A 5,145-nucleotide genomic window follows, 5' to 3' on the forward strand; every position below is an offset into this window, starting at 1 on the left:
GCTCGGCGGCTATCTCAACCGCACGCGCGACCCGCCGCCGGGCAACATCGTCATGTGGCGAGGGCTGACGCGCCTGACCGATATCGGGCTCGGCTTGAGCTTGGCCGCCGAACTTGTGGGTAATTGAAAGCCGGTGATGGCGGCCTTCCATGGCGGGGTTCGGATCGGAAAGGGGTCGGGCTCTGGACGCTGAAGATGGTGTCCACGAGCGCGGCTCAATGGACACGATCGCGACGGATGGAGTGGCAGGCCAACATTCTCGTGGCGAGACGGCGCGCGCCCGCCGGCGCAAGTCATACACCCTCGAAGAGAAGCAGCGGCTGGTGGCCGAGAGCTGTGAGCCTGGGTCGTCAGTGTCGCTGGTGGCGCGGCGGCACGATATCAATGCCAACCTTTTGTTCACATGGCGCCGGCAGATGCGCCCGCCGGCGTCGGCGGCTTCGCCGCTGGAGTTGATCCCGGTCGAGGTCATCAGCAGCGTGCCGGCTGCTGCACCAACCGGGGCGGGTGGGGCGGAACAGCGCGGCATGATTGAGATCGTCCTCGTCGGCGGTGTGCGCGTGCGGGTGGACGCCGCGATCAGCGAGGCAGCGTTGCGGCGAGTGCTGTCGGCTCTGAAGGCGGTGGCATGATCGCGCCCGGGTCTGGGGTGCGGGTCTATCTGGCGACGCAGCCGTGCGATATGCGCAAAGGGATGAATGGCTTGGCCGCCCAGGTCCAGAACGTGCTGGCCACATAACCCTTCTTGGACTAACCCGCTCCGCGTCGCGGAGCGGCTCAGTCCAAGCAAGTTTATGCCGACCGCCAAACTATGCCGAGCGCCTCTTCCGATCGGCGGTATGAAGCGCTTTGCCCGCCATTTCGACCGAGAACCGGTCGTTGACACTCGGCATAGTTCTCATGCTCAAAGGGCGTTCAGGAATTCAAGAAGTCGGTCGTTTGGCCGAAATCGTTCGGCCTTTGCGCGTTCGTATGGCTTCAGCTTGGCGAGTGCGGATTCCTTCAGCTCAAGATGTGCGTGAAGATAGGTCAGCGTCGTTTCCATCGCCTCATGGCCCAGCCATAGGGCGATGATGGACGCCCGCCTGCAGCAGCTCCATGGCAGCGCGGTGCCTCAAGACATGAGGCGACACCCTCTTCGAGCTGAGGGTGACGCAGTGTTCGCGAGCCTTGGCGACATGTTTGTTCAGCAGCGCCTGCACGCCGTCGGCGCTCAGCTTGCCGCCGTGCGTGTTCGGAAAGAGAGCCGTTGCGCTCCGTTTCCTGGGCTCGTTGAGCCAGCCCCGAAGGGCTTGCTGTGCAACCTTGGTGAGCGGCGTACTTCGCTCCTTGCGGCCCTTGCCAACGCATCGCATGCGGGCACCGTGACCCAGCAACACCGAGTCCCGGTCGAGATCGATGATCTCCGAGACCCGCAAGCCCGTTTGGGCGGCCAGCAACAGCAGAGTGTGATCACGCCGTCCCAGCCATGTGCTGCGATCCGGACAGGCCAGGATCGCTTCAATCTCGGGCCTGGTGAGAAACTGAAGTCGTCGCTTGTCGCATTGCTTGCTCGGGATCGCGAGCACGCGTTGAATCTGGGCGCTATGGGCCGACTCCTCGAACGACGCATATCTGAAAAGAGACCGAATGGCTGTGAGGCGGAGGTTCCGGATCCTCACTGAGGCGGATTGCGGTGTCTCGAGGTCCTCCAGAAATGCGCCGATGAAAGGCGCGTCCAAATCCCGCAGTGTCAACTGCGACGGAGACGCAAGGCTGTCTGCGCGAATGCAAACAGGAGCCGGAAGGTGTCGCGATAGGAGGCGATGGTGTTCGAGCTTACGCCTCGATGTCGCATGAGCCGATCGGTGAACCGCAGCTCGATCAGCACGGCCAGATCGTTCGAGGCACTCATGAGCGAACCTCCCACCGCTCATCCAGCAGTCGCGCGGCACGGGTCATCAGCTCCGGCGCGGCGGATAGATGCCAGTAGGTGTCGCGAACATTTTAGGCCCATTCTGTCTCACTGGCGCTGGCGCCGGGTGATGGGAGCGGAAGGCTGGAAGGAATAAACCTTCTGCCTATCGTGATCGGTGGCGAAGGTCTGCCTTTCGGACCAACAGGGAGCAGACTGGTTCCCGTGGCCGTGACCGGAAACCTAGCGCGAGATATTCTCGACGGTTTCGCTATGCGCTCGCGGGCCTTTACACAATATCCGGATACTCGGGCAGCATCGGCGTGCCCCCTGCCCGCAATTTCGGCTGACAGGCGCGGTCCTTCGTCAAGCCGTCTTGCGTTCGACCGGCGTAGGTTCGTCGTCCGTCTCGCTGTCCTGTTTCGCGTCGAGGACTGCCAGTTCCTCACCCATGGCGATGGGGCTGACACGCGACCACGCACCGCGAGTGCAGATGCATCATTGCTTCGATCAAGTGCCGGCCTTCCGCTTCATTCGCCTCGAAAGAATCGCAGATCGCCGCATGGCGCTCCGCCGTAGAGCAGATCGGCGTGGCGTAGACGTCGCCGAACGGTATCTCGACAAGCCTCGCGCCGAGAGCTTCCAACGCGGCAAGAGCGGCCTCGAAGCCTGCCTACATCGGCGTATAGCCCTAACCTACCAGCTTAGACCACGGGGCGACAAAGTTGATCCGGCCCAGCGCGGTAGCACCGGCCAAGCGTTCAGGGGATGCATATGGGCGCCCCGAGTTGATCTGGAATCAATTCAAGGTGGATTTTTTTGCGCATTGTTATCCAAAGACAATTCTCACAAAAGGATTTATGTCGAGGGGAACTGCCGGCAACGTCGTTCTGCTCATGCCCTGACACCCAAACCGACGGCTCTCCCAAAAGCGAGATAACCATGAAGATCACGGAAATTCACGTCTACGCACATGATCTGCCGGTCAAGAACGGCCCCCATATAATGGCGAATGCCAAGGTGTGGTCGCTGGACACCACGCTAGTGAAGCTGGTCACCGACACAGGCCTCGTCGGCTGGGGTGAAACCTGCCCCGTCGGACCAACCTACCAGCCGCAACACGCCATGGGTGCCCGCGCCGCGCTGGCTGAGATGGCTCCCGGGCTGATCGGTGCTAACGCGCTGCAACCATTGCTGCTGCGGCGGCAGATGGATGGCCTATTGAACGGTCATCGCTATGCCAAAGCTGCTATTGACATCGCAGCGTATGATCTGATGGGTAAGGCTTATGGAGTGCGGGTGGCCGACCTTCTGGGTGGGGCTGTCACCGAAAACGTGCCATCCTACTATGCAGCAGGTGTCGGCGACCCCGATGAGACCGCCAGGATCGTAGCCGAGAAAGCGGCCGAGGGCTATCCCCGCCTGCAGATCAAGATCGGCGGCCGTCCAGTGGAGGTGGATATCGCCGTTCTCCGCAAGGTTTGGGAGGTGCTCCGCGGCAAGGGCGTGCGGCTGGCCGCCGATGGGAATCGCGGCCTGACGACTCGTGACGCCCTGCGGCTTTCCCGGGAATGCCCGGACATTCCCTTCATCATGGAACAGCCCTGCAACACGCTGGAAGAGATCGCCGCGATCCGGGGGCAAGTCCATCACGGCATCTATGTCGACGAGAATAGCGAGGATCTGGCCACAGTCATCCGCGCCGCGGGGACGGGCCTTTGCGACGGTTTCGGCATGAAGGTCACGCGGATCGGCGGGTTGCACGCCATGGCCACCTTCCGTGACATCTGCGAGGCGCGCAGCATGCCCCATACTTGCGACGACGCTTGGGGTGGGGATGTCATCGCCGCCGCCTGCACGCATATCGGTGCCACCGTGCAACCTCGACTGCTGGAAGGCGTTTGGGTGGCCGAGCCCTACATCGAGCGGACGTATGACCTCAGAGGCGTGAAGATCGTGGGTGGCCATATCAAACTGCCCGAAGGCCCGGGCCTTGGGGTGGTTCCGGAAGACGGCCTGTTTGGAGAGCCCGAACTTTCCTTCAGCTGAATTACTTGGAAAAGAAGTCGGCAGCTCCAGGCATATCAGCCCCTTTGCGAGATCAGCTCGCCATGGAAACATGGGCGGCATGGATCGGGGCTGCGAGTGTGAGCGATGCGCGGGGCGATCCGTCGTCGCCTATCTTCACCACATGTGAAGAGGAAGTTTCCGAGGCGTAGAATGCCTTAGCGCTCAAAATTCAAAATTCGCTCTCGACAGTCATCGAAAGCTCGAACATCGAACAGGAGAATGCCGCAGTCCTTCACGGCGCGCCGAAGCAGGGCAAGATGGTGATCGGCACCGTCAAAGGCGACATCCACGACATTGGCAAGAACCTCGTGGGGCATGACGATGAAAAGCGCAGGCTTTAAGGTCCTCGATATAGTCATCAACAACGCAGTCGCGAAGTATCTGGAAACGATCGAGCAGCATCAGCCTGATATCATCGGCATGTCGGCACTGCTCACCACCACCATGCCGTACATGAAGGTCGTTATCGATGCGATGAAGAAAGTGGCATCCGCGACGATTATGTTGTTCTGGTTGGCGGTGCGCCGCTTAACGAGGAATTCGGCAAGGCTGTAGGCGCGGAGCCTATTGGCGCGACGCTGCGGTGGCCGTCGAGACGACCAAGGACTTCATGAAGTAGAGGCACAACACCGTGGTTGAGGTTTCGAAACGACAGTGCGCTGGTGCCCTGCGCTGGCGAGCGGTGGGGACGTTGAGCTCTAGGCTGAAGCCGTCGACCGGTGACCGGTGCGTCAACCGCCTGAGTTCGGTTCGCTCCGACTACGCATCGGAGCCGCTATGCCGGCTAGGCAAGGTGACCTCTGCAGTCTTTGGGGTCAGCCTAGCAAGCGGCAGCAGAGCTATTGGGGCTGAGCACGCCGAGAGCGCGTTGCGCCGACGAAACCTTCGCGTTCTTGATGAGCCGGGTCTGTCCAAGCCAAGCGGCAACGAGCAGGCGCGCCGGTCCGGCGACTGCGCAAAGCGGTGCAAGGTCATCCGCGGCGCGCAGTTCGAAATACTCGACCTGCTCGCACCTGGCAGCAATCGCCCGTCCTACCTCGCCAAAGTACAAGTTTGCGTATTTCGCAAAAGCCGGACGGGGATTCCGCTAAGTCGCGGACAGGCGTTTCACCAAGTCCCGGACAGTTTGGCGGCGGTGGTCCTCGGGTGCCAGGTTGTCGTCATGGGCGATTGATTTCGCC

At 61.5% G+C, this 5,145-nt stretch carries 3 protein-coding genes and 2 pseudogenes; 4 read left to right on the forward strand and 1 reads right to left on the reverse strand.

Annotated elements, in window-relative coordinates:
• The first annotated feature begins 218 nt into the window (after window positions 1-218).
• Window positions 219-632, forward strand: coding sequence for an IS66-like element accessory protein TnpA (tnpA, locus tag AC4FWB_RS33740; RefSeq protein WP_491030540.1), 414 nt, complete (start codon window positions 219-221; stop codon window positions 630-632).
• Complete coding sequence (tnpB, locus tag AC4FWB_RS33745; protein ID WP_491030541.1) at window positions 629-739, forward strand: IS66 family insertion sequence element accessory protein TnpB; 111 nt, start codon at window positions 629-631, stop codon at window positions 737-739. Before tnpA ends, tnpB begins: the two co-directional genes overlap by 4 nt.
• Before the next feature lie 165 nt (window positions 740-904).
• On the opposite strand, the pseudogene AC4FWB_RS33750 reads toward tnpB, so the two are convergent.
• A pseudogene (locus AC4FWB_RS33750) lies at window positions 905-1,894 on the reverse strand (tyrosine-type recombinase/integrase).
• Between the two features lie 942 nt (window positions 1,895-2,836).
• Between AC4FWB_RS33750 and AC4FWB_RS33755 the strand changes: the two are divergent.
• Together AC4FWB_RS33755 and AC4FWB_RS33760 are read left to right on the forward strand one after the other, a co-directional pair.
• The gene (locus tag AC4FWB_RS33755) at window positions 2,837-3,943 is read left to right on the forward strand and encodes a mandelate racemase/muconate lactonizing enzyme family protein (protein ID WP_491030542.1); all 1,107 of its coding nucleotides are present in this window, start codon (window positions 2,837-2,839) and stop codon (window positions 3,941-3,943) included.
• Between the two features lie 257 nt (window positions 3,944-4,200).
• A pseudogene (locus tag AC4FWB_RS33760) lies at window positions 4,201-4,583 on the forward strand (cobalamin-dependent protein); the annotation flags it as partial.
• Window positions 4,584-5,145: the final 562 nt, after the last annotated feature.

The organism is Mesorhizobium sp. LEGMi-168a (assembly GCF_058312955.1).